Origin of the sequence: Nocardia asteroides (genome assembly GCF_021183625.1) — a bacterium.
Classification (GTDB): Bacteria; Actinomycetota; Actinomycetes; order Mycobacteriales; family Mycobacteriaceae; genus Nocardia; species Nocardia asteroides_A.
This window is the reverse complement of the sequence record NZ_CP089214.1, coordinates 61,206-81,418: the sequence shown is the minus strand read 5'-3', so window position 1 is coordinate 81,418 and position 20,213 is coordinate 61,206. Positions and strand designations below refer to the sequence as shown.

The 20,213-nt window shown below is 69.6% G+C and carries 17 protein-coding genes; 8 read left to right on the top strand and 9 right to left on the bottom strand.

Annotation, left to right across the window (positions count from 1 at the left end; genetic code table 11):
• Window positions 1-374: 374 nt before the first annotated feature.
• The 7 genes from LTT61_RS00365 to LTT61_RS00335 all read right to left on the bottom strand — a co-directional run bounded on the left by LTT61_RS00365 (window position 375) and on the right by LTT61_RS00335 (window position 7,019).
• Entirely contained in the window at window positions 375-2,072 is a 1,698-nt protein-coding gene (locus tag LTT61_RS00365; RefSeq protein ID WP_233017900.1) for an FAD-dependent monooxygenase, read from the bottom strand.
• Between the two features lie 29 nt (window positions 2,073-2,101).
• Entirely contained in the window at window positions 2,102-2,488 is a 387-nt protein-coding gene (locus LTT61_RS00360) for a nuclear transport factor 2 family protein (protein ID WP_233017899.1), read from the bottom strand.
• A 31-nt stretch (window positions 2,489-2,519) separates the two neighbouring features.
• Window positions 2,520-3,128, bottom strand: coding sequence for a malonic semialdehyde reductase (locus tag LTT61_RS00355; protein ID WP_233017898.1), 609 nt, complete (start codon window positions 3,126-3,128; stop codon window positions 2,520-2,522).
• Complete coding sequence (locus tag LTT61_RS00350) at window positions 3,125-4,288, bottom strand: acyl-CoA dehydrogenase family protein (protein WP_233017897.1); 1,164 nt, start codon at window positions 4,286-4,288, stop codon at window positions 3,125-3,127. Before LTT61_RS00350 ends, LTT61_RS00355 begins: the two co-directional genes overlap by 4 nt.
• Before the next feature lie 92 nt (window positions 4,289-4,380).
• Complete coding sequence (locus LTT61_RS00345) at window positions 4,381-5,001, bottom strand: 3,4-dihydroxy-2-butanone-4-phosphate synthase (protein WP_233017896.1); 621 nt, start codon at window positions 4,999-5,001, stop codon at window positions 4,381-4,383.
• A 46-nt stretch (window positions 5,002-5,047) separates the two neighbouring features.
• The gene (locus LTT61_RS00340) at window positions 5,048-5,500 is read right to left on the bottom strand and encodes a flavin reductase family protein (protein WP_233021282.1); all 453 of its coding nucleotides are present in this window, start codon (window positions 5,498-5,500) and stop codon (window positions 5,048-5,050) included.
• A gap of 241 nt (window positions 5,501-5,741) precedes the next feature.
• Window positions 5,742-7,019 carry a PucR family transcriptional regulator gene (locus LTT61_RS00335; protein ID WP_233017895.1) on the bottom strand — a complete coding sequence of 426 codons (1,278 nt, stop codon included), beginning with the start codon at window positions 7,017-7,019 and terminating at the stop codon, window positions 5,742-5,744.
• Window positions 7,020-7,296: 277 nt separating this feature from the next.
• Between LTT61_RS00335 and LTT61_RS00330 the strand changes: the two genes are divergently transcribed.
• The 7 genes from LTT61_RS00330 to LTT61_RS00300 all read left to right on the top strand — a co-directional run bounded on the left by LTT61_RS00330 (window position 7,297) and on the right by LTT61_RS00300 (window position 16,370).
• Complete coding sequence (locus LTT61_RS00330) at window positions 7,297-7,869, top strand: VOC family protein (RefSeq protein ID WP_233017894.1); 573 nt, start codon at window positions 7,297-7,299, stop codon at window positions 7,867-7,869.
• Between the two features lie 49 nt (window positions 7,870-7,918).
• Window positions 7,919-8,806 (top strand): fumarylacetoacetate hydrolase family protein, encoded by an 888-nt coding sequence (locus LTT61_RS00325; RefSeq protein WP_233017893.1) that lies wholly within the window; start codon window positions 7,919-7,921, stop codon window positions 8,804-8,806.
• Complete coding sequence (locus tag LTT61_RS00320; protein ID WP_233017892.1) at window positions 8,799-10,565, top strand: FAD-dependent oxidoreductase; 1,767 nt, start codon at window positions 8,799-8,801, stop codon at window positions 10,563-10,565. Before LTT61_RS00325 ends, LTT61_RS00320 begins: the two co-directional genes overlap by 8 nt.
• A 74-nt stretch (window positions 10,566-10,639) precedes the next feature.
• Window positions 10,640-12,634, top strand: coding sequence for an acetoacetate--CoA ligase (locus tag LTT61_RS00315; RefSeq protein WP_233017891.1), 1,995 nt, complete (start codon window positions 10,640-10,642; stop codon window positions 12,632-12,634).
• A 109-nt stretch (window positions 12,635-12,743) separates the two neighbouring features.
• Entirely contained in the window at window positions 12,744-14,366 is a 1,623-nt protein-coding gene (locus tag LTT61_RS00310) for an acyl-CoA carboxylase subunit beta (RefSeq protein WP_233017890.1), read from the top strand.
• On the top strand, window positions 14,363-14,566 hold the full coding sequence (locus tag LTT61_RS00305; RefSeq protein WP_233017889.1) for an acyl-CoA carboxylase subunit epsilon: 204 nt from the start codon (window positions 14,363-14,365) through the stop codon (window positions 14,564-14,566). The genes LTT61_RS00310 and LTT61_RS00305 overlap by 4 nt, the downstream gene beginning before the upstream one ends.
• A gap of 13 nt (window positions 14,567-14,579) precedes the next feature.
• Entirely contained in the window at window positions 14,580-16,370 is a 1,791-nt protein-coding gene (locus LTT61_RS00300; RefSeq protein WP_233017888.1) for an acetyl/propionyl/methylcrotonyl-CoA carboxylase subunit alpha, read from the top strand.
• Window positions 16,371-16,388: 18 nt separating this feature from the next.
• Here LTT61_RS00300 and LTT61_RS00295 read toward each other — a convergent pair whose 3' ends face one another.
• Together LTT61_RS00295 and LTT61_RS00290 are read right to left on the bottom strand one after the other, a co-directional pair.
• On the bottom strand, window positions 16,389-17,081 hold the full coding sequence (locus tag LTT61_RS00295) for a GntR family transcriptional regulator (protein WP_233017887.1): 693 nt from the start codon (window positions 17,079-17,081) through the stop codon (window positions 16,389-16,391).
• Window positions 17,082-17,136: 55 nt separating this feature from the next.
• Entirely contained in the window at window positions 17,137-17,610 is a 474-nt protein-coding gene (locus tag LTT61_RS00290; protein WP_233017886.1) for an Lrp/AsnC family transcriptional regulator, read from the bottom strand.
• A 246-nt stretch (window positions 17,611-17,856) separates the two neighbouring features.
• Between LTT61_RS00290 and LTT61_RS00285 the strand changes: the two genes are divergently transcribed.
• Window positions 17,857-20,205: a transketolase-like TK C-terminal-containing protein gene (locus LTT61_RS00285; RefSeq protein ID WP_233017885.1), complete on the top strand. Its 2,349-nt coding sequence runs from the start codon at window positions 17,857-17,859 to the stop codon at window positions 20,203-20,205.
• Window positions 20,206-20,213 lie beyond the last annotated feature (8 nt).

Sequence of the window (20,213 nt, the reverse complement as noted above, 5' to 3'; positions counted from 1 at the left end):
CTCACGGTGATGGTGGCCGAGCCGTTGGCGGCTGACCCGACAACAACGATTACTCGGCTATAGCTCGAGCAGTCGCGGCACCGGCCGCCTGCGCGTGCCATTTCCACAGCCGATTTCCGAACCGCGCGGGCTCGGCGCCGAGCACGGTCTCTGCTCGGCCATCGCCGACGGGGTTCGCTCCCGGACGACCGCGGCGCACCCGGCATCGCGGCACTCCCTTCGGTGTGCGGGTCGGTAGTTGGCCTCCCGGGCGCACGTCGTTGTCGGCGCTTTCGGCGAGATGGGATTGCGTCCGGGGTCGGCGCACACACCGCTGCCCGACGCGAACGACTACTCGGGGGCGGGTGCGGTGCGTGCACCGCTTCGATTCGGTCTCAGGCGGCAGCGGCCAGCGAACTGCGGCCGGTGATGGTCAACAGCAGCGCCCGCACATCCTCGGGCAGCGAGTTTCCGCGCCAGGCCACATGGCCGTCGGGCCGCACCAGCACCAGATCCCGCTCGTAGACAGTGCGCGCGACCGCATCATCGGTCGCGAGAACCTCGAGGGGGACACCCGCCTCCGCTGCGACAGCCGACAGCTCCCCGGCTACCTCGCTCCCGACGAAGCTGACCAGGGTGAAGGCGTCGCGGAACGCGTCGATCAGGGAGGTGCCGTCCGCGAGCCGGACGTGAGGAGCACGCGCGCCCGCGACCGTGGTCGGGGTGTAGGTCGACACGTCCGGATCGGAGCTGCCCGCGTCGTCGTCGGCGAGCACCGCGGAGTGGTAGCGGTAGCCCATCTCGACGCCGTAGCTCTCGTGTTCGCCGGTGTTGGCCGCGAAGTAGTCGGCCAGCGTCGCCCGGTGGGCCTCGCCTTCGGCGCTGTCGGACTCGATCAGCTCGGGGTCGATCAGCTGCTGGGCCTCGACGTGCACGTTGAGGTGGCGGAAGGACCAGTCCCTGGCCAGCAGGGCGACCGGGCGGCGTTCGGCTTCGTAGCTGTCGAGCAGGTCGTCGCCGCCGAAGCCGTTGAGCACGGCGGCGAGTTTCCAGCCGAGGTTGACCGCGTCCGCGATGCCGGTGTTCAGGCCGTAGCCGCCGGTGGGGATGACCTCGTGGGCGGCGTCGCCCGCCACGAACAGCCGGCCGAGGCGGTAGTGGTCGGCCACGAGGACGTTGGCCTGCCAGACGCTGCTCTGCAGGATCTCGTCGACCTCGAGGTGCTTGCCACAGACCTTGTCGAGCAGTTGCTGCTTGTCGATGTCCTCGGTGCGTACGCCGTCGGTGATGGCGCTGGTCTGCAGGGTCCAGGTGTCGCGCTCGTCCTGGGCGATGATGGCCCCGACCCCGCCGCCGACGAAGAAGGTGTGCCAGAACTGCCCGTGCGCGTGCAGGGTCGCCAGATCCCGGGACTTGAAGTGGACCTGGCAGAAGGTGATCACCCCGCGCTCGCCCTCCATCCGCAGGTCCATGGCGCGCCGGACCACCGAGCCCGCGCCGTCGCAGCCGATCAGGTAGTCCGCCTCGATGGTGTGGTCGGCGCCGCCCACCGGGGAGACGATCCTGGCCCTGACCCCGTTCTCGTCGTGCGCGACCTCGGTGACCCGCCACGGGCGCAGCACCTCGATGTTGTCGTCGGCCAGGCAGCGCCGCATGAGCAGCTTCTCGACCTCGATCTGGGTGACCCGCTGCCAGGCGCGGGCCGGGGTGGTGCCGTCGTTGCTGGCGGCGATCCACTCCGACATCCCGTCGACGCTCGGGTAGCTCCATCGGCCTACCTCGCGCCCGGTCATCGAGGTGCAGAAGACGACATCGTGGGAGTAGGTGGGACCGACTCCGGCCGCGCGGATCTCCTCATCCAGGCCCAGCCGCGCGAGCAGCTCCATGCTGCGCGCGTTGGTGAGGTCCATCTTGGGAAAACGGGTGGTCTGCGGGTGCTGTTCGACGAGCGTGCTCTCGACCCCGTGCAGGCTGAGTTCCAGCGCGAGGATCATTCCCACCGGGCCGGCTCCCGAGATCAGCACCGGACGCCGGTGGGAGGTGTCGACCTTCTCGTCGAGGTTCTCCGGTGCGGGGTGGGTGGGGTGGCTCATGATGGCTCCGTTCGGGAAAGATGTGCCGGTCAGCGGGCGGCCGTGACCGGGCTCGGGTCCATGAAGATCAGATACTCGGTGACCTTCCCGTCCTCGACCCGGGTGCGGGTCACGGCGGGCAGGGTGAACTCGGTGCCGTCGCCGAGGGTGTAGGTGACCTCGACGCGCAAGGCGGTGACCGCGCCGGCGGGCCACTCCTCGAGGATCGAGTGCCGCATTCCGGTGACCGCCCCGAGGTAGGCGGCGACCCACTCCTGGATGGCCCGGCTGCCTCGGATCGTGTCGTTGTTGCCCATGCGGAAGGTGCAGTCCTCGGAGAAGTAGCCGAAGAATCGGGCGATGTCGGTGTCGGCGGCGTCGAGCAGGTCGCGGGTGATCTCGAGTTCGCTGGGGTGGGCGGTGACGTTGCTGGTCATGGTGATCTCGCTCAGGTTGTCAGGGAGGGGGTCAGGCCCAGTCGATCGCTTCGCGGGGGTCGATCCGCGGCAGGCGTTCGAACCAGGGGTTCGGGCCGGGGTGGCCGATATTGACGACGAGGATCGAGCGCCGGGTGGTACCGGCGAAGAACTCGGCGTCGATCCCGGTGGCGTCGAATCCGGCCATCGGTCCCGCCGCCAGTCCGGCGGCGCGGACGGCGAGGATGAAGTAGCCGGCTTGCAGTGCGGCGTTGAACTGTCCTGTCCGCGTGCGCAGGTCGTCGTCGGCGGCGAAGATGTCGCGCATTTCGGGGCGGAAGGGCAGTAGCTGCGGCAGCCGTTCGTGGAACTCGGTGTCCAGGGCGAGGATCGCGGTGGCCGGAGCCGACCGGGTCTTGTCCCGGTTGCCCTCGCTCAGATGCGGGATCAGCCGCTGCCTTGCCTCGTCGGTTCTGATGAACAGCACCCGCATCGGCTGGGAATTGGCCGCGGTCGGCGCCCACCGGGTGTGCTCCCAGATGGCGGCGAGCTCGTCGTCGCGCACCGGGGTGGCGGCGAAGCTGTTGGCCGTGCGCGCACCGGAGAACAGCACCGAGGCGGCCTGTTCGTCCAGTCCGCGGGACGTTTCCGGGGCGCTCACAGCAGCGGGTCGGAGACGGGCAGGTCGAGGGTGAACCGGCCCATGGTCTCGGCGGCGGTGTCGATGTCGAGGAAGGCGTGCACACCGAGCACGCTCAGGTCGCGGTGGAAACGCTGGATCGGCGAGGAAGTCCGGAATCCGTCGCCGCCGATTCCGCGCACGATGTCGTTGAGCGAGTTGCGGCACAGGTCGGTGATGAAGGCGGCCTTGAGCTTCATCTCGGCGCGGTCGAGAGGTTCGGCCTGCTCGGGCCGCTCGCTGGTGAGCCGCTCGAAGAAGGCGTGCAGCAGCGTCTCCGCGGCGTCGGCTGCGGCCAGTGCCCGGCCGAGCCGCATCTGGGCGGCCTGCTTGCCGGAGGCCTTCTCCTGGCTGAGGGTGCCCTGCCGCGCCTTGGTGCGGTCGACGAACGCGTCGGCGGCACCGCGCATCGCGCCCACCACGACCGGGGTGACCTCGGCCATGGCGAACGGCAGGAACGGCAGGTGGTACATCGGGTTGGCGTGCAGCAGCTGGCCGGGTGCCTTGCCCGCGAGGGCGAGGGCGAACGGGCCGGTGCGGTAGGTGGGCACGAAGACCTCGTCCACCGCGACATCGTTGCTGCCGGTGCCCGACATCCCGGAGATGTACCAGGTGTCGAGGATCTTGACCTCCGAGCGGGGGACGAGGAACCACAGCGGAGCCGGGTTACCGGATTCGTCGACGCCGAGTCCGGCGAAGGTGAACCAGTCGGCGTGGATCGATCCGGAGTTCCAGGCGGTCTGGCCGGTGATGCGGAAGCCGCCGTCGACCTGCTCGACCTGCCTCAGCGGGGCGGCGGTTCCGGCGGTGAGGGTGTAGGGCTTGTCGGCGAAGACCTCGCGCTGGGCCTGCTCGGTGAAGATGTTCACCCGCCATGCGGCGCCGATGTAGAAGGAGGTGACCCAGCCCGTGGAGGGGCAGGCCGCGCTCAGGGTGCGCACGATGTCGGCCGCGACGTCCAGGCCGAACTCGAGCCCGCCGTACTCCTTGGGGGTGAGGGTGGCCAGCACTCCGGAGTCGATCAGGTCGGTGATCGTCTCGTCCAGCGGAGCGCGGTTCTCCTCGGTCTTCTGGGCGCGCTCGGTGATCGCCGGAACCAGGTCACGGACACGGTCGAGCAGTTCGTTCGGAGTGATCGTCATGGCTTCCTTGCCTTCGGATGGGAGGGGTGGGGGTGTGCCGGAAGCTCGTCGGTGCGCGCTATCGCGGCCGGACCGGAACCCGGAAGGGATGGTCAGGGGTTCACCGAGGACACCGTGGTCAGCCCGTACCGGGCGGCGATCGTCTCGGCGTCGCGGGCATCGGCGAGCTCGGCCGGGTCGACGATGCCCGCGATATCGGCGAACAGCGCACCGGAGCACTCCGGGCGCGCCGCGTCGGTGAGCGCGAGGGCGACCGCGGCCGCGCTCAGCCGGTCCTGGAACGCGAAGGGGTTGACGCGCACCGGCACCAGGTGTCCGGGCCGGTTCAGGTCATCGGAGTTCGAGTCGGGATCGGCCAGCACCCGCGCGGTGCGGGCCCGATCGGCGCCGGAGATCCCGGTGGTGACACCGAGTGCGGCATCGACGGCGACGCACTGGCCGTAGCTGGAAGCACCGGCATCGCGGACATCCGGTGTCGCTTCGGGCAGCAGCAGTCGGTCGCAGTCGCGTTCGTGCAGTGCGACCTGCACGAAGCCGGTGCTGTGCCGGATGAGGAAGGCGAGCTGCTCGGTCGTGGCGGTGCCCGCGCATCCGGCGAGCACGAAGCGCCCGTCGTGGTGCAGGATGATCAGCTCATCGGCACCGAGAGCGCAGACGCCGTCGACGAGCGTCGACCACGGTGCGGCGACCTGAGTGGTGAATGACGTTGTCATGCCGGGCCTTTCGGGAGCGGAGCGCGGAGAGGGCACCGGGGCGGTCTCACACCGTGGTGAACGCGGAGTGCGTGCCGAAGGTGCGCCGGTGATAGGTCAGGGGATCGCAGTCCCGGTGCTCGGCCGCGACGACTTCGCCGAGCACGATCACGTGGTCTCCGCCGTCGACGACGCGCTCGGATCGGCACGCGATCCAACCGGCGCAGCCGTGCAGGCGCGGGAGGTCGTGATCGCGGCTCCAGCCGATACCGTCGAATTTGCCGGTGCCGCCCTTCCGGGCGAAGGCAAGGGCGATGTCCTGCTGCTCGACCCCGAGCACGTTGAGCCCGAACATCGTGGATTCGACGATGTGGCGGAGCGTCTCCGAGCCGCGATCCAAAGCGACCATCACCATGGGCGGGGTCATCGACAGCGAGGTGAACGCGCTCACCGTGGTACCGACCGGAAGTGCGCCGTCGGCCGAGGTCACGACCGCCACCGGGGCAGCCACACTGGCCATCACATCCTTGAAAGACTGCTGTACGGAGCTCAAAACGGCACCTTCTTCTGTCGAACCGCGGGCGCAGCCGCTGTACGTGGGAACGGACTCGAACGCCGGCGACATCCGGGTCGGCTGCTGCCCGACCCTCGCGGGCTGTGTGTCCTACACCACAAGTAGAGCGCGGTAGTCCGGGGTACCGCACTGGTGTGCACCCCAGGGTTCGCGCCGGAAATTGGGCTCTGGACCAGACCGTGCCGGGTCAGCGCTGATCGGTCGACGGCGGATTCAGCCAGTCGTGGATACGCAGCGCGGAACGCAGATTGGTGGTGGAGGAACCGCTGTGGCCGCACAGCGAGAGCGCCCGCTGCACCCGGTAGGTCACGGTGTTCTTGGAGATGTGCTCGGCGGCGGCCACCTGCGCCAGGCTGTGGTCCAAATCCAGGTAGCGGCGCAAGGTCGAGCGCAGGTCGGCCATGCGGGGATCGTCGGCACCCAGCGGGCCCAGCACGCGGTCGACGAATCGCGTGGCCGCCTCGGGCTCGGCGAGCAACAGCACTTCCAGAGCCACGTCCTCGTGTGCGGTCACCGCGCCCTCGGGTTGCTCGCGCATCCGCACCAGCCGCTCGACGGCGCGGGCTTCCAGATGGCTCCGGCGGAATCCTTCCACGCCCGCGTCGAGTTCTCCGGCCACCGCCCAGGCTTCACCGAGGTGCGGCACCGGGGGATGCAGCGGGCGCAGTTGGTCCGGGACGACGCAGCCCCACGCCCAGATCGCCTGCACGCCGACCGGGATGACCAGGGTCGCGGTGAGCGTGCCCCACCGGCGCAGCACCGGCTCCACCACGCTGCGCAGGTCGTGCCGGGATTGCGGGGCGCCCCAGGCGATCATCGCCACGTGCTGGCCGGTCAGGGGGTAGCTGAGCACCTGGGCGGCGCGCGCGGCGTCGACCGGCTCACCATTGATGATCGTGGTGGCCAGTTCCAGGCGCGCCGCCGAGACCCCGGCCGCCCACGAACTCTGCTCCGCGACGAAGGCCGTCGCGGCGACCCCGGTGAAGTCGTCGAGCACCTCGAACAGCAGCACCGAGATCCGCCGTAGTTCGGCGCTGCTCTGCTCTGGCGGGAGCAGTTCGGAGGCGCCGTCGAGGAGCGCGGCGGCCAGCACCGCGTACCCCACCCGGATCGAACGCAGCAGGTCGTTGAGCTCCATCCCGCGGCGCGCGAACTCGCCCGCGATTTCGGTGACCTCGCGGCTGGCCAGGCTCGCGTCCTGCTCACCGATGCTCGCGACCAATGTCAGGGCCTGCAGCGTCGTGGAGGTGGTGGCCCGCAGCACCGCCCCGAGGGCCGAGGGCCCCTCGCCGAGTTCGGGCAGCGCCTGCGCGATCCTGGCCGTGATGTTCTGACCAACCTCGACCGCCCACAACACGGCCCCGGATCCCAGAGCGTTCCGGACTCGGTCTGCTTCGGAGCCGAGCCACTCGGGCTCGTCTCCTGCGATGCGGCTCGGCGCCAGCCCGCGGGACCAGTGCGGCACTTCGTGTCCCTTTCGGTCGATTCCCGGCCGGGATCGGACACGGTTTGGGCTTCGGACCAATGATTCCGGATTCTCTTGGTTCGCAGCCCGTGGTGGCCCGGCCGGAAATTGGTTGGAATTGTGACACCGCTTACGTGATGCACGCCACAAGCTGCTTGGTGGCGGATGTTATCACATATAGCACCAGTGCTCCGGCGCACCGACGATGCCGTGCCGGGCACCGGGCGGCGCGCACAACGAGGTGGGCCGCCGCCCCTGAGACGCAAAGGAGCCGATCATGTCCGCCACACCCAAGTTCGCGCATGTTGTACTGCAGACCAGCCGCCTCGAAGAAATGCGCGACTGGTACTGCACCGTGCTGGACGCCCACGTGGTCTACGAGGGCCACGGGCTGTGTTTCATCACCTTCGACGAGGAGCACCACCGCGTCGCCCTGCTCGGCGCACCCGTGCAACTCGAGCCCCGCAATCCCGGCGCGGCGGGCATGCACCACACCGCCTACACCTTCGATACCCTCGGCGACCTGCTCGACCGGTACGACTCGCTCAAGGCCAAGGGCATCGAGCCCAAGGTGCCGATCCAGCACGGGGTGACCACCTCGCTGTACTACCGGGATCCCGACGGCAACTTCGTGGAGCTGCAGATCGACAACTTCGCGACTCCGGACGACGCGACGGCCTACATGAACGGCCCCGAATACGGCGACAACCCCGTTGGCGTCTCCTTCGTCCCGGAGCTGATGCGAGCGGCGCTCACCGAGGGCACTCCGGTCGCGGAGCTCACCACACACCGGTGGGCGCTGCGGACCAGCCCCGATCTGCCGGATCCGATGGCGGCACTGACCAGCTGATCCACACGCACACCGACAAGTTGCAGTCTCGATTCGCGAAGGACACCTCATGCGTGTGGCCAATCAATCCGGTCGGCTCAAGCTCGTCGTCGGCGACACGGTCGTCGACGTCGAGGACGCCAGCGGCGGGCGATTCTCCGCGCAGCCGCAGCTCATCTTCGAGCGGTGGAACGAGTTCCTCGAGTGGGCACCGACCGCCGACGCCGGCTCGGCGAGCCCGCTGGAGCCCGCCGAGCTGGGGCCCCCGGTTCCGCATCCGGGCCAGATCTTCGCGGTGGGAGTCAACTACGCCGATCACGTCGAGGAGTCCGGGCTGACCCTGCCCGACGCCCCGTTCGTCTTCACGAAGTTCCCGGCCGCGATCGCGGGCCCCTACGACACCATCGACCACCCCGGCGGTTCGGTCGATTTCGAGGTCGAGCTCGTCGCGGTCATCGGCAGCCGTGCCCGCCACGTACCGCCCGCCGAAGGCTGGAACCACGTCGCCGGGCTCACCCTCGGCCAGGACCTGTCCGAGCGGGAGCTGCAGCTGTCGGGCCCGCCGCCCCAGCAGTTCGCCCTGGGCAAATCGTTCACGGGCTTCGCGCCGATCGGCCCGTTCCTCGTCACTCCGGAGGAGTTCCCCGACCGCGATGACATCGGGCTCTCCACCGTGCTGTCGGGTGAGGTCATGCAGGCCTCGCGGACCCGCCACCTGATCTTCTCGGTACCGGTGCTGGTCGCCTACCTGTCCTCGATCGTGCCCCTGCGCCCCGGTGACCTGATCTTCACCGGCACACCGGCCGGAATCGGCTACACCCGCGAGCCGAAGCGGCTCATCGGCACCGACGACGTGCTCGTCAGCCGCGCCGAGGTCATCGGCGAGATGCGCCACCGGTTCACGCCGTCTTCCCACCCCTACCCCGTCACCGCTGCCGGAAGGTCCAGCCATGCCTGATATCACCGTTCCCGTCCTCATCGTCGGAGGTGGCGGTTGCGGCCTGACCACCTCGATCCTGCTGTCCGAGCACGGGATCGAGCACTGCCTCGTGGAACGCCACGACAGCACCTCGCACCTGCCCAAGGCGCACTACCTCAATCAGCGCTCGATGGAGGTCCTGCGCCAGGTGGGCGTCGCGGATTCGATCTATGCCGTCGGCACCCCGCCGCAGAACATGGGCAAGACCAGGTGGGTGACCTCACTCGGCGGCGACGGCGAGCTCGACGGCCGCACCTTGTTCACCCTGGACTCCTTCGGCGGCGGCCGGCTCGACAGCGAATACGCCATCGACAGCCCGTGCCCCTCGACCAACTACCCGCAGATCCGCCTCGAGCCGCTGCTGCGCGAACACGCCGAGCAGCGCGCCCCCGGCTCGCTGCACTTCAGCCACGAACTGGTCTCGTTCGAGCAGAACGACGACGGCGTGCAGGCGGTGATCCTGGACCGCACCACCCAGCAGACCTACACCGTGCAGGCCCAGTATCTGGTCGCCGCCGACGGCGGCAAGACCGTCGGCCCCGAACTCGGGATCGCGATGCAGGGCCCCACCGGCATTCTCGACATGGTCAGCACCCACTTCACCGCCGATCTGTCGCAGTGGTGGGAGGACGACGTGCTGATCACCTGGCTGCTCAACCCGGAGGGGGCGGGGTCTTGGAACAGCGGCGCGATGGCCGCGATGGGCCCGACCTGGGGCAGGCACTCCGAGGAGTTCGTGCTGCACTTCACCTTCCGGCCCGACGACCCCGCCCGCTTCGACGAGGACGGCATCGCTCCGCGCATCCGCGATCTGCTCAAGCTGCCCGATCTCGACATGAAGGTGCACAAGGTCAGCCACTGGATCCTCGAAGGCGTGCTGGCCGAGAAATACCAGGTAGGACGGATCTTCCTGGCCGGAGACGCCGCGCATCGCCACCCCCCGACCACCGGGCTCGGCCTGAACACCGCCATCCAGGACGCGCACAATCTGGCCTGGAAGCTGGCCGCCGTGCTGAAGGGCGCCGCCGCCCCGGCGCTGCTCGACACCTACGAGGCCGAGCGCCGCCCGGTCGGGATGCGCAACGTGGACTGGGCGATGTTCACCTTCCTCAACCACATGGTCATCGACGCCGGGTTGGGGCTGGTTCCCGGCCAGCCGCTCGAAGCCCAGCTCCAGGTCTTCCGCGACTTCTTCTCCGACACCGCGATGGGCGAGACCCGCCGCGCCCGCGCCGCGGAGGTCGTCTCCACCCAGCGCACGGAGTTCCAGGCCCACGACCTCGAGATCGGATTCGCCTACCCCGAGGGCGCCCTGGTCCCCGACGGCACCGACGCCCCGCCGCGCGACCCCATGGGCCGGATCTATCACCCGACCACGCGCCCCGGCCATCGGCTGCCGCACACCTGGATCGAGCACAACGGCCGGCGGCTCTCCACCCACGACCTCACCGAGAACAACGCCCGCTTCGTGCTCATCGTCGCCGAGAACGGCGAGAGCTGGGCGCCCGCGGCAGCACAGGCGGCCGAGAAGTACGGCGTCCAGGTGAAGGTCGCCGAGATCGGAGCGGAGTCGGAGTACCGCGATCCGCAGGGAGAGTGGAGCGCCCTGCGCCAGATCAGCGGTAGCGGCGCGATCCTCGTCCGCCCAGACAACCACGTGGCCTGGCGCAGCGCCGAAGCCGTGAGCGACCCGTCGAGCACGCTCGTCCAGGCGCTCGGCGCGGTGTTGTCGCGCTGAGTTCGCACGGTTGAGCCCGTGCCCCCGGGGCGGATGCGCCCCCGGGGCACGGGCGATGGAAAGGAACAGCAGCAATGACTGGGGCCGACCGAGAAGTCCTGTGGAACCCGGCGCCCGACCGCGTCGCGGCCGCGCGCATGACCCACTACCAGCGGTGGCTGGCCGGTGAGAAGGACATCGACACCGACAACTTCGCCGCCCTCTGGCGCTGGTCGATCAACGATCCCACGGGGTTCTGGTCATCCATCTGGGAGTACTTCGAGGTCCTGGCATCGCGACCTCCGCGGGCCGTGCTCGCCGAGGAGACGATGCCCGGCGCGCGCTGGTTCCCCGGCGCCCGGCTGAACTGGGCCGAGAACCTGCTGCGCCACCGCGACGCACCGGGCCCGGCCGTGATCTCGGTGGACGAGACCGGCACCACCGCCGAGATCTCCCGCGAGCGCCTGGTCGGCGAGGTGGCGAACCTGGCCGCACACTTCCGGGCCATCGGCATCCGGCCCGGCGATCGGATCGCCGCGGTCCTGCCCAATATCGGCCCCACCGTCATCGCGGTCCTGGCCGCGGCGAGCGTGGGCGCCCTATGGTCCTGCTGCGCGCCGGATTTCGGCCTCAAGGGGCTGGTCGATCGGTTCGGCCAGATCGAGCCGACGGTGCTGATCGGAGTCGACGGCTACCGGTTCAACGGCAAACCGATCGACCGCAGGGCGAACCTGGCCGAACTGCGCGGGCAGCTGCCGACCGTGCGCGAGACCATTCTGGTCACCAACCTCGGGCTCGGCCCTGGCGAGGAGCTCGCCGATGCCCTCGACTACGCGGAGCTCGTGGCGGGCGATGCGCTCCCCCGCTACGAACAGCTCCCCTTCGATCATCCGCTGTGGATCCTGTACAGCTCCGGCACCACCGGGCTGCCGAAGGGCATCGTGCACTCGCACGGCGGAATCCTGCTCGAATCCCTCAAAGCCAATGCGCTGCATTACGACCTGGGGCCCGCCGACCGGGTGTTCATCGCCGCCAGCACCGCCTGGGTCGTGTGGAACATGCTGGTCGACGCGATGGCGACCGGCGCAACCATCATCACCTACGACGGCAGCCCCACCTACGAGCGCACCGACCACCTGTTCGAGCTCTGCGCCCGCTACGGCGTCACCCGCTTCGGCACCGGCGCGGCCTACCTGACGCTGTGCGAGAAGGCGGGCACCCGCCCCGGCGCCGACTTCGACCTGGGTGCGCTGCGCTCGATCATGTCGACCGGCTCGCCGCTGCCCGATACGACGTGGCGCTGGATCTACGCGGCGGTCAGCGCCGATGTGCACCTGGGCTCCGACAGCGGCGGCACCGACGTGGCCACCGGATTCGTCGGCGCCAACCCGCTGAGCCCGGTCGTCACCGGCGCGCTACAGGGCCCCTACCTCGGGGTGAACGTGCAGGCGTGGAACGAGGACGGGCAGTCGGTGATCGGCGAGGTCGGGGAGATGGTGATCACCGCCCCGATGCCATCGATGCCGATCTCGTTCTGGAACGACCCCGACGGCACCCGCTATCGCGCCGCCTACTTCGACCTCTACCCCGGAGTGTGGCGCCACGGCGACTGGATCACGATGCAGCCCGACGGCTCCTGCATCGTGCACGGCCGCTCGGACTCCACCATCAACCGCGGCGGCGTCCGCATGGGCTCGGCCGATATCTACCAGGCCGTGGAGACCCTGCCCGAGATCGCCGACGCGCTCGTCATCGGCGCCGAGCTGCCCGACGGCGGCTACCACATGCCGCTGTTCGTCGTCGTGCGCGAGGGCGTCCGCTTCGACGACGCCCTGGCCGAGAAGATCCGGACCGCGATCCGGCGCAAGGTCTCCCCCCGCCACGTCCCCGACGAGATCCTGGAAGTACCCGCCGTCCCCACCACCCGGACCGGCAAGCGGCTCGAGATCCCGATCAAGAAGCTGATCCAGGGCGTGTCGGCCGATACCGCGGTCAACCGGGCCACCGTCGCCGATGTCACCGCCCTGGACTGGTATATCCGCTACGCGGAGCGGTTCCACACCGCAGCCGTCGATGCCCCCACCGGCTGATCGACAGCCGGGCACCGGCACCGATCCGGAGCCGATGCCTCCGACCCGGTTGCTCACCGACGGCCACAGCCGACAGCGGTGACAACCCCGACCCGAAGGACTCATCCGCGTGACCGTCACCGAAGAGCCGGTGCATTCCGGTAGCCGCACCACCGCGGGCAAGCTCGCCGAACTGCACTGGCGGCTCGCCCACGCGCGTGTGCCTTCCGGACGCTCTGCCGTCGACAGGGTGCATGCCAAGGGCAAGATGACGGCCCGTGAGCGGATCCTGGCCCTGCTGGACGAGGGCTCGTTCGTCGAGCTCGACGCGCTGGCCAGGCATCGGAGCGTGAACTTCGGGCTGGACAAGAACCGCCCGCTCGGCGACGGTGTGGTCACCGGCTACGGCACCGTCGACGGGCGTGATGTCTGCATCTTCAGCCAGGACGTGACCGTCTTCGGTGGCAGCCTGGGCGAGGTCTACGGCGAGAAGATCGTCAAGGTCATGGATCTCGCGCTCAAGACCGGGCGCCCGCTGGTCGGGATCAACGAGGGCGCGGGCGCGCGGATCCAGGAGGGTGTGGTCTCGCTCGGGCTCTACGGCGAGATCTTCCACCGCAATATCCAGGCCTCCGGGGTGATCCCGCAGATCTCGCTGATCATGGGCCCGGCCGCGGGCGGGCACGTCTACTCCCCCGCGCTGACCGACTTCGTGGTGATGGTCGATCAGACCAGCCAGATGTTCGTCACCGGCCCCGACGTCATCAAGACCGTCACCGGCGAGGACGTCACCATGGAGGATCTGGGCGGCGCCCACACCCACATGGTCAAGTCCGGCGTCGCGCACTACGTCGCCTCCGGCGAGCAGGACGCCCTGGACTACGTCAAGGACCTGCTGTCCTACCTGCCGAGCAACAACCGCGCCGAGGCCCCGCGCTTCCCCGCGACCGACCCGGTCACCGGGGCCATCGAGGACTCGCTCACCGAGGAGGATCTCGAGCTCGACTCGCTGATCCCGGACTCGCCGAACCAGCCCTATGACATGCACGAGGTCATCCGCCGGCTGCTCGACGACGACGAGTTCCTCGAGGTCCAGGCCGAGCGCGCGATGAACATCATCGTCGGCTTCGGCCGCATCGACGGGCGCAGCGTCGGGATCGTGGCGAATCAGCCCACCCAGTTCGCCGGCTGCCTCGATATCGACGCCTCGGAAAAGGCCGCGCGGTTCGTGCGGACCTGCGACGCGTTCAACGTCCCGATCGTCACCCTGGTCGACGTGCCCGGGTTCCTGCCCGGTACCGGCCAGGAGTACAACGGCATCATCCGGCGCGGGGCGAAGCTGCTCTACGCCTACGGCGAGGCCACTGTGGGCAAGATCACGGTCATCACCCGCAAGGCCTACGGCGGGGCCTACGACGTCATGGGCTCCAAGCACCTCGGCGCCGACGTGAACCTGGCCTGGCCCACCGCCCAGATCGCCGTCATGGGCGCCTCGGGCGCCATCGGCTTCGTCTACCGCAAGAAGCTCGCCGACGCCGCCGCCGACGGCTCCGACGTCGATGCGCTGCGGCTCGAGCTGCAGAACGAGTACGAGGACACCCTCGTGAACCCGTACGTGGCGGCCGAGCGCGGTTATGTGGACGCGGTCATCCCGCCCTCGCACACCCGCGGCCAGATCGTCTCCGCGCTGCGACTGCTCGAGCGCAAGATGGTCAGCCTCCCGCCGAAGAAGCACGGCAACATCCCGCTGTGACGGCCTCGCACTCGCATCCGATCCGGCTGAACGGGCGCCCCTCCGACGAGGAGGTCGCCGCGATCCTGCTGTGTCTGTCCGCCGTACCGGCACCGCTCCCGCCCGTTGTGCAAGACCGCTGGGGCAGCCCCGCCGACCTGTTGCGCTCCGAAATGTCCCTGCTCCGAGGCGATCTCGGCGGCTTTCCGCTCGCGTGGTGAAGGAAGTGCAGTGTTGACCGGTTCAGACCGAAGAATCTCGAAGGTACTCGTCGCCAATCGAGGCGAGATCGCGGTGCGCGTTATCCGGGCGGCCAAGGATGCCGGCCTCGGCAGCGTCGCTGTCTACGCGGAACCCGACGCCGACGCGCCCTTCGTGAAGCTCGCCGACGAAGCCTTCGCTTTGGGCGGGCAGACCTCGGCCGAGTCGTACCTGGTGTTCGACAAGATCCTCGACGCCGCGGCCCGCTCGGGCGCCGATGCCATCCACCCCGGCTACGGCTTCCTCTCGGAGAACGCCGACTTCGCCCAGGCCGTCCTCGATGCCGGGCTGATCTGGATCGGGCCCTCCCCGCAGTCGATCCGCGACCTGGGTGACAAGGTCACCGCCCGCCACATCGCCGAGCGCGCGAAGGCGCCGATGGCCGCGGGCACCAAGGACCCGGTCAAGAACGCCGACGAGGTCGTGGAGTTCGCGAAGCAGTACGGCGTGCCGGTGGCGATCAAGGCCGCCTACGGCGGTGGCGGGCGCGGCATGAAGGTCGCCCACACCATCGAGGAGATCCCGGAGCTGTTCGAGTCCGCGACCCGCGAGGCGATCGCGGCGTTCGGGCGCGGTGAGTGCTTCGTCGAGCAGTACCTGGACAAGGCGCGGCACGTCGAGGCGCAGGTCATCGCCGACACCCACGGCAACGTCGTGGTCGCGGGCACCCGCGACTGCTCGCTGCAGCGCCGCTTCCAGAAGCTGGTCGAAGAGGCTCCCGCGCCGTTCCTCTCCGACGCGGTGCGCGCCCAGATCCACGAGTCCGCCAAGCGGATCTGCAAGGAGGCCGGCTACTACGGTGCTGGCACCGTGGAGTACCTGGTCCAGGGCGAGACCGTGTCCTTCCTCGAGGTCAACACCCGCCTGCAGGTCGAGCACCCCGTCACCGAGGAGACCGCCGGCATCGACCTGGTGCGCCAGCAGTTCCGCATCGCCAACGGCGACGCCCTCGAGATCACCGAGGACCCCACCCCGCGCGGGCACGCCATCGAGTTCCGGATCAACGGCGAGGACGCCGGGCGCGGCTTCCTGCCCGCCCCCGGCCCGGTCGCGGTCTACAAAGAGCCCACCGGCCCCGGCGTCCGCGTCGACTCCGGCGTGGTGCAGGGCAGTGTGATCGGCGGCCAGTTCGACTCCATGCTGGCCAAGCTCATCGTCACCGGCGAGAACCGCACCCAGGCACTCGAACGGGCGCGGCGCGCGCTGGCGGAGTACCAGGTCGAGGGGCTGGCCACGGTCATCCCGTTCCACCGCGCGGTTATCGACGACCCCGCCTTCATCGGCGACGGCACCTCCTTCGACGTCTACACCAAGTGGATCGAGAACGAGTGGAACAACACCGTCGAGCCCTACACCCCAGGCGCCCCCGCCGAGGAAGAAGACGAAGAGCCGCGGCAGAAGGTGGTCGTCGAGGTCGGCGGACGCCGGGTCGAGGTCTCACTGCCCGGTAGCTTCTCCCTCGGCGACGGCGCACCCGCCGCCGGTAACGGCGTCGTCCGCAAGAAGCCCAAGCCGCGCAAGCGCGGCGGGGCCGCCGGTGGCGCCGCCTCCGGTGACGCGGTCACCGCGCCAATGCAGGGCACCGTGGTCAAGGTCGCCGTCGAAGAGGGACAGTCGGTCGAGGTCGGGGATCTGATCGCCGTGCTCGAGGCCATGAAGATGGAGAACCCCGTCAACGCGCACAAGGCCGGGGTCGTCACCGGGCTCTCCGTCGAGGCCGGGGCCGCGATCACCCAGGGCACTGTCCTGGCGGAGATCACATAGGCGTCGAAATGTCTTCGGCTACGGCGCAATCGGATCGAGCGCGCGCAGGGCGATCTGCTCGTTGCCGGCCAGGTGCTTGCGGGTCGCCGCGGCGACCTTGCGCGCGTCGCGAGTCCGGGTCGCCACCAGCAGATCGTTGTGGGCGCACCACCGCCGATGCGGCTCCTCCGGATCGCTATCCCGTCCGGCGAACGCCAGCCGCACGTACCGCTCGGCGGCGCGCCAGAGCCGTTCGAGGATCAGCACATCCCACGTGGTGGCCGCGGGACGCAGCAAGCCGAGGTGGAAGGCGTGATGGGCTTCGTAGACCTCATCGATGCCCAGCGCTGCGTCGGCGAGCATCGCCAGGTGATCCTCGAGCCGGGCGAAGTCGTCGTCGCGCAGCAGTCCGGCTGCGCGACCGGCGATTTCGGGCTCGATCTGGCGACGTAGCCGGTAGATGCCGTGCACATCATCGTGGGACAGCGGCGCGACCATCGCGCTCTTGCCGGGGCTGGTGATGACCAGCCCCTTTGCTTCGAGGTCGCGCAGCGCTTCGCGGACCGGGATGAAGCTCACGCCGAGCTGCCCGGCGATCTCGCGCAGCGAGAACGATTGCCCCGGCCGCAACCGGCCCGAGAGGATCGAGCGCCGAATCTCCTTGGCCACCTGCTCGGGCACCGAGGTCGGGGTGAGCGTTCGTACGATCTCGCTGTCGGCCGCCCGGCTCATACCCGCTCCCCGTTCCGCTGTGGATCCACACTCGCTCCGATGTTATAACACCGCTTCACAGCAGCTTCTCGACCAGCTGCTCGGCCCGGTGATCGACCAGCTGCCGCATCACCAGGGCGGTATTGGTGCGTTTCACGCCCTTGATCCCGAGGATGTCGCCCGCCACGCGGTAGAGATCCTCGGCGTCACGGGCGGCGACATGGATGAGCAGGTCGGCCACGCCGCTGAGGCCGAGCACCTCGAGCACTTCGGGGATCTCGTCGAGCGCGGCCGAGACCTGCGCGAGCTTGCGCTGAGTGACGTTGGTCAGGATGTAGGCCCGCAGCGGGTAGCCCAGCGTCGCCGGATCGATGCGCCGCTCGAAGGACAGCAGCGCCCCGGCCTCCTCGAGTCTGCCCAGCCTGGCCTGCACGGTGTTGCGCGACAGCCCCGTCCGTTCGGCCAGCGCGACCGTGGTGGCGCGCGGGGTCCGCGCGAGCGCGAGCAGCAGTCGGGCGTCGATCTCGTCGGCGTGGTGCGTGGTTGTCATAGTGCCCACCGTTCCTCTCGGCCCCCCGCTGCTCGTGTGCATTCTGCGCACGCCGGACCTCGGGTATTGCGCAGTCCGAGACCACCTGTTCCACTGTTATAACACCTCGGCAGGACGGGGTCGATCACCTCACGCATCGGTTCGACCACCCCGTCTCCCCCGTGCGGACGAGCCCACAGGCTCCTCTCGCCCGGCTACTTCATCCACACCCCCGCGCAGTCGCATGCTGCACGCAAGGAGAGGTTCATGACCCCCGCCCCCGTTGCCCCGTCGATCACCTCCGCGCTCCCCAGCGCCACCGGCGATCCGGATTTCGACGCCCTCGAGTCGATCGAGCGACGGCTGCTGTGGCTGTCCACCTCGATCGTCCACCACGCCAACCGCGTCCGGCCCAACCCGACCGGCCTGAAGGTCGGCGGGCACCAGGCCTCGTGCGCCTCGATGGTCTCCATCATGACGGCGCTGTGGTTCGACCAGCTGCGCGCCGGTGACCGGGTCTCGGTGAAACCGCACGCCTCCCCCGTGCTGCACGGCATCAACTACCTGCTCGGCGAGCTCGACGAGAAGTACTTGACGACGCTGCGCGAGTTCGGCGGGCTGCAGTCCTACCCCAGCCGCACCAAGGATCCCGACCCCGTCGACTACTCCACCGGATCGGTCGGCATCGGAGCGACCGCCCCGATCTGGGGAGCGATGGCCCGCCGCTACGTCGACACCCATCTGACCGCGACCGGCGCGGGCCGCCAGTACTCGCTGGTCGGCGACGCCGAGCTGGACGAGGGCGCGGTGTGGGAGGCGATCCTGGACCCCGGCATCGCCGAGCTGGGCGAGGTCGTGTGGATCGTCGACCTCAACCGCCAGTCGCTGGACCGCGTGGTGCCCAATATCGCCGCGCGCCGGCTGGAGAAGATGTTCGAGGCCGCGGGCTGGCAGGTCATCACCGTCAAGTTCGGGCGGCTGCTGGAATCGCTGTTCGCCCGCCCCGGCGGCGACGCACTGCGCACGCGCATCCTCGACATGTCCAACCCGGAGTACCAGCGGCTGCTGCGGTGCAGCGCGGCCGAGATCCGCACCCGGCTCCCCGGAACCGGCGCGGGCAGCGAGGCGATCGCCGCGTTGATCGCCGACCTGGACGACGACACCGTCACCGCGGCGATCCGCAACCTCGGCGGCCACGACCTGCCCGCCCTGATCCAGGCCTACCGGCAGATCGACGACACGCGCCCGACGGTGATCATCGCCTACACCATCAAGGGCTACGGCCTGCCCACCCAGGGACACCCGCAGAACCACTCCGCGCTGCTCACCATCGACGAGTACACCCGGTTCGCCGAAGGCATCGGCTACGACCCGCACCAGCCGTGGCAGCGCTTCGAATCCGGCACAGCCGCGGCGAGCCTGTGCGACGCGACGGCGGCCACGCTGCACCGCGACCCGGTGCCCGCGCTGCCCTCGATCCCGATCCCGACCGAGTTCGGCCGGATCCCCAAGGGCACCTCCACCACCCAGGCCGCGCTGGGCCGTGCGCTGCTCGACCTGACCCGCGCCGCGCCCGAGGCCGCCCAGCGGGTGGTGACGGTCAGCCCCGATGTCAGCTCCACCACCAACCTGGGCGGCTGGGTGAACAAGGTCGGCGTGTGGTCCTCGGACGAACGCCACAACTGGTTCGCCGACGACGCCGAGACGATCATGCACTGGAACGAGCGCCCGACCGGCCAGCACATGGAACTCGGCATCGCCGAGACCAACCTCGTCGGCCTGATCGGCGAACTCGGCGCCACCTGGAGCCGCTGGGGGCAACCGCTGTTCCCGATCGGTGTCCTCTACGACCCGTTCGTCGAGCGCGCCCTTGAACCCTGGTCCTACGGCATCTACGCAGGCGGCCAGTCCATCCTGGTCGGCACCCCCTCCGGGGTCACCCTGGCCGCCGAGGGCGGCGCCCACCAGTCGATCAAGACGCCCTCGATCGGCCTGGAGCAGCCCGGCTGCGTCAGCTACGACCTCGCCTTCGCCATCGACGTCGAGTGGACCCTGCTCGCCAGCCTGGCCAAGATGGGCCGCCCCGACGGCACCTCGGCCTACCTGCGGCTCTCCACCCGCCCCGTCGACCAGACCCTGGCCGACGTGCCCGCCGATCCCGCCGCCCGCGAACGGCGCAGGCGCCAGGTCGTGGCCGGTGGCTACCCGCTGGTCCGCCGCGCGGATGCCACGCTGACCATCGTCGCCGTGGGGGCCCTGCTGACCGAGGCGCTCGCCGCGGGCGAACGTCTCGAGCAGGCAGGCGTGCCCGCCGACGTCGTCTGCGTCACCAGCCCCGGGCTGCTGTTCGAGGCGCTGCAGGCCCGCCAGGGCCGCGGCAGCGGCGAGAGCTGGATCCTCGACCAGCTCTTCCCCGCCGACCGCGCCACCCCCATGGTCACCGTCCTCGACGGACACCCGCACACCCTGGCATTCCTGTCCGGGATCAACCAGGTGCGCAGCACCGCACTCGGCGTCAGCAAGTTCGGCCAGGTCGGCTCGCTCGACGACGTCTACCGCTACCACGGCATCGACACCGACAGCATCGTGCGCGCCGCCCTCGACATCCTGCCCTGACCCGGACC